Origin of the sequence: Methanocalculus sp., from assembly GCF_029762515.1 — an archaeon.
GTDB lineage: Archaea > Halobacteriota > Methanomicrobia > Methanomicrobiales > Methanocorpusculaceae > Methanocalculus.
This window is the reverse complement of sequence record NZ_JARVGN010000302.1, coordinates 1-2,927: the sequence shown is the minus strand read 5'-3', so window position 1 is coordinate 2,927 and position 2,927 is coordinate 1. Positions and strand designations below refer to the sequence as shown.

The 2,927-nt window shown below is 42.6% G+C and carries 3 protein-coding genes; all 3 read right to left on the bottom strand.

The genetic code is table 11. The features are described 5' to 3' along the window. On the bottom strand, positions 1–517 hold a 517-nt coding region (locus QCH34_RS10010), incomplete at its 3' end, for an amidohydrolase family protein (RefSeq protein ID WP_300333603.1). A 29-nt stretch (positions 518–546) separates the two neighbouring features. After that, on the bottom strand, positions 547–2,442 hold the full coding sequence (gene asnB, locus QCH34_RS10005) for an asparagine synthase (glutamine-hydrolyzing) (RefSeq protein ID WP_300333599.1): 1,896 nt from the start codon (positions 2,440–2,442) through the stop codon (positions 547–549). 214 nt (positions 2,443–2,656) lie between these two features. After that, the coding region (locus QCH34_RS10000) for a hypothetical protein (protein ID WP_300333596.1) at positions 2,657–2,927 on the bottom strand (271 nt) is incomplete at its 5' end.

Sequence of the window (2,927 nt, the reverse complement as noted above, 5' to 3'; positions counted from 1 at the left end):
ATGCATCAAGCAGACGTGGCCAGCAAGAATGAGCAAGAACAAAGACTACATCAGGATATTTCTTCGCTAATTCGTCATAAACAAATGGTTCAAGATATCGTAGAGGTACACTTGTACTGTGTAAATAGGTACAAAAAATTACAGGCTTTTCTATATCAGAGGCATGATCAAGAAGTTGATATATTGCAGGAGAATCAGGTTTAGAATTATTAAATCGTGGATGAACTTTCAAACCAACAATATACTTTTCATACCCCTCAAGCAAATCAATATCTTGTAACTCAATCTGGGGTGCAACAGCAAACTTATCAGGCTCTTTTTTTGCTATTTCAAGACAAAAAAAGAGATCTTCACGAGAAATTGATGTAAAAGGAATTAATATCGTTTTCTGAATGCCGATCAGATCCATATTTTTCTTTAAAATCTCATAAGAAGCTTCAAAAGGGGTATTAAACCACTTTCCAGATGCAGTTATATGTGCGTGACAATCAATGATATCATATGAAATCAGAACCACCTCTAGTAATTAATCCGTTAATTAAGTATTTATTTCACACATGTTTTTTGATCAGTATTTATATACATCCCATACCATATCTCACATGCTAACATATTCCACAACACCCCATAATGCATATCCAGCCTTGGATTTGGAATTGCCCGTAAAATTTTCTCAAGGTAATCCTTCTTGATAAACCCTTCCCTGACAAGGGCTCCATCACAAAGCACATTCTCTGCCATCTCTCTTCCTTCCTTCAGATATGTATCATAGGTGCCACTGGCAAAACCCTGCTTCTTCTTCATGAGAACCTCTTTTGGCAGGAGATCCTTCATTGCCATCTTCAGGAGATGCTTTCCTCCCGGATCCTTTGTCTTCAATGATGTCGGAATGGTGAGCGCAAAGTCCACAAGGTTTGTATCCAGGAATGGTACCCGGCTCTCGACCGAGTGTGCCATGCTCATCCGATCGTCAACAAGAAGGAAATCATCAATCATCTTCTCACGGAAATCAGCAAGCATCAGATTATCCAGGAATGGTTTATGATTCGCAAAAAATGGCCGATAGATCTCGCGAATAGGCGTGAGATCTTCAACCAGCATATGTTCGCCATATATCTTTTCAAGATAATCGCTCTGGAACACCTTATCCTGTGTCTGGGTGATGAGGTAGAGATCAGCATCGCTGTTGATATGGCGGATCATCTCCAGATAGTCGAGATGGCCGTCTTCCACGATATTACCATAGTGGATCTGGAATCGGATTAATCGATCGGCAATCGATTCGATATCCCTTTTAGTTTCATAAAAGGTCTTTCTCCGGATATCCTCTATTCCGCGCGCGAAATCATACTTGAAGATATACCCTCCAAAGAGCTCATCTGCACCCAGACCTCCAAGCGCTGTTTTGACATGCTGCCCGACCATCTCTGAGATATAGAATGGATAGAGATTCCGCTTCGGCTCATCTGCATACCAGATCATCTTTGGATAATCCCGGAGCAGATGATCGTCAACGATCAGCTCATGGTGATCTGTTCCGAAATGTTCGGCAACGAGACGCGCATCACAGTTTTCATCATTTGCATGGCCGAAACCCATGCAGAACGTCTTTGGCGGTTCATCCATCATCTGGCAGGCAAGGGCAACTACTGAACTGCTGTCTATCCCGCCGGACAACATGATCCCGACAGGAACGTCGCTGATAAGGTGCCGCTGAACTGATTCTTCAAGACATTTCCTGAGAGTTTTGATATAATATTCTTCCGACCCGTTCCCGGGATTCGGAGAAGGCTCCCAGTACTTCTGAATAGTCAGCTGATTCTTATGAAGAATCATAGAATGCCCAGGAAGGAGCCGTTTGATCCCCCTGAACATCGTCTTCTCGCCGGGGATGTACCGGAGATTAATGATGAAATGGAGTGAATCAGGGTCCATTGCAACTGGGACACGTTTGTACTGGAGTATGGACTTGATCTCTGATCCAAAGAGAAACGTCCCATCACTGAGCATAGTATAATGGAGGGGCTTCACTCCGCATCGATCCCGTGCAAGGAAGAGTTCCTCCTTTGCTGCATCATACAAGGCGAAGGCGAACATCCCATTGAAGAGTTTCACGCAGTCGTATCCATATTCTTCATATGCGTGGATGATCACTTCGGTATCAGATTCTGTTGTGAACCTATGACCACGGGTCTCAAGAGATGAACGGAGCTCAAGGAAGTTATAAATCTCCCCATTATAGACGATAACAACCGATCCATCCTCATTATACATCGGCTGATCGCCTGTGTGGAGATCGATGATGCTCAGGCGCCGGTGTCCCAGGGTGATATTCTTATTGAGATAGTATCCCTCGCCATCCGGTCCGCGATGTACCATAATGTCGCACATCCGCTGGGCTAGGGATCTATCTTCGAAGTTGAATCCGATAATGCCGCACATGTATAATTTCTCCTCGATATCCCTATTGCTTAATTATATAAGATTATGTTAGAAGCAACTAGAAAGATACAATAGATTTGCGGATGACCGATTGCAATCCATTATATCTCGATGCCAAACATGAGCCTCCGCATTTTGGCAGGATATTTCAACGTCTGTACCCACTGCATGATGTAACCCAGATTCGTTGTATTTCTACAAATTAAATACTCAATTATTTATTAATAGTAATTGCTATTTTTATTGCTTTAATAAAGCTTTGACTACTTGCCGTTGTCATAGCAAATGAATTATTATTCACCCATTCAAAATATTGTAATAACTCGCTGTCACTGGGCATGGTAAATCCATCTTCGATCTGTTGTAATGCCGACTTAATTTCACTCATTGAGTTTACTGCGAAAACCCCTTTTGCACCCCGATATTTAGCTGCACCAAATACAAGGACAGGTTTTCCACGGATTAGTGCTTCTATGCCCACAGTA

Bases quoted from the DNA above. Each gene is read 5' to 3' on its own strand.
- asnB (WP_300333599.1), bottom strand. From the start codon at position 2,442: ATGTGCGGCATTATCGGATTCAACTTCGAAGATAGATCCCTAGCCCAG.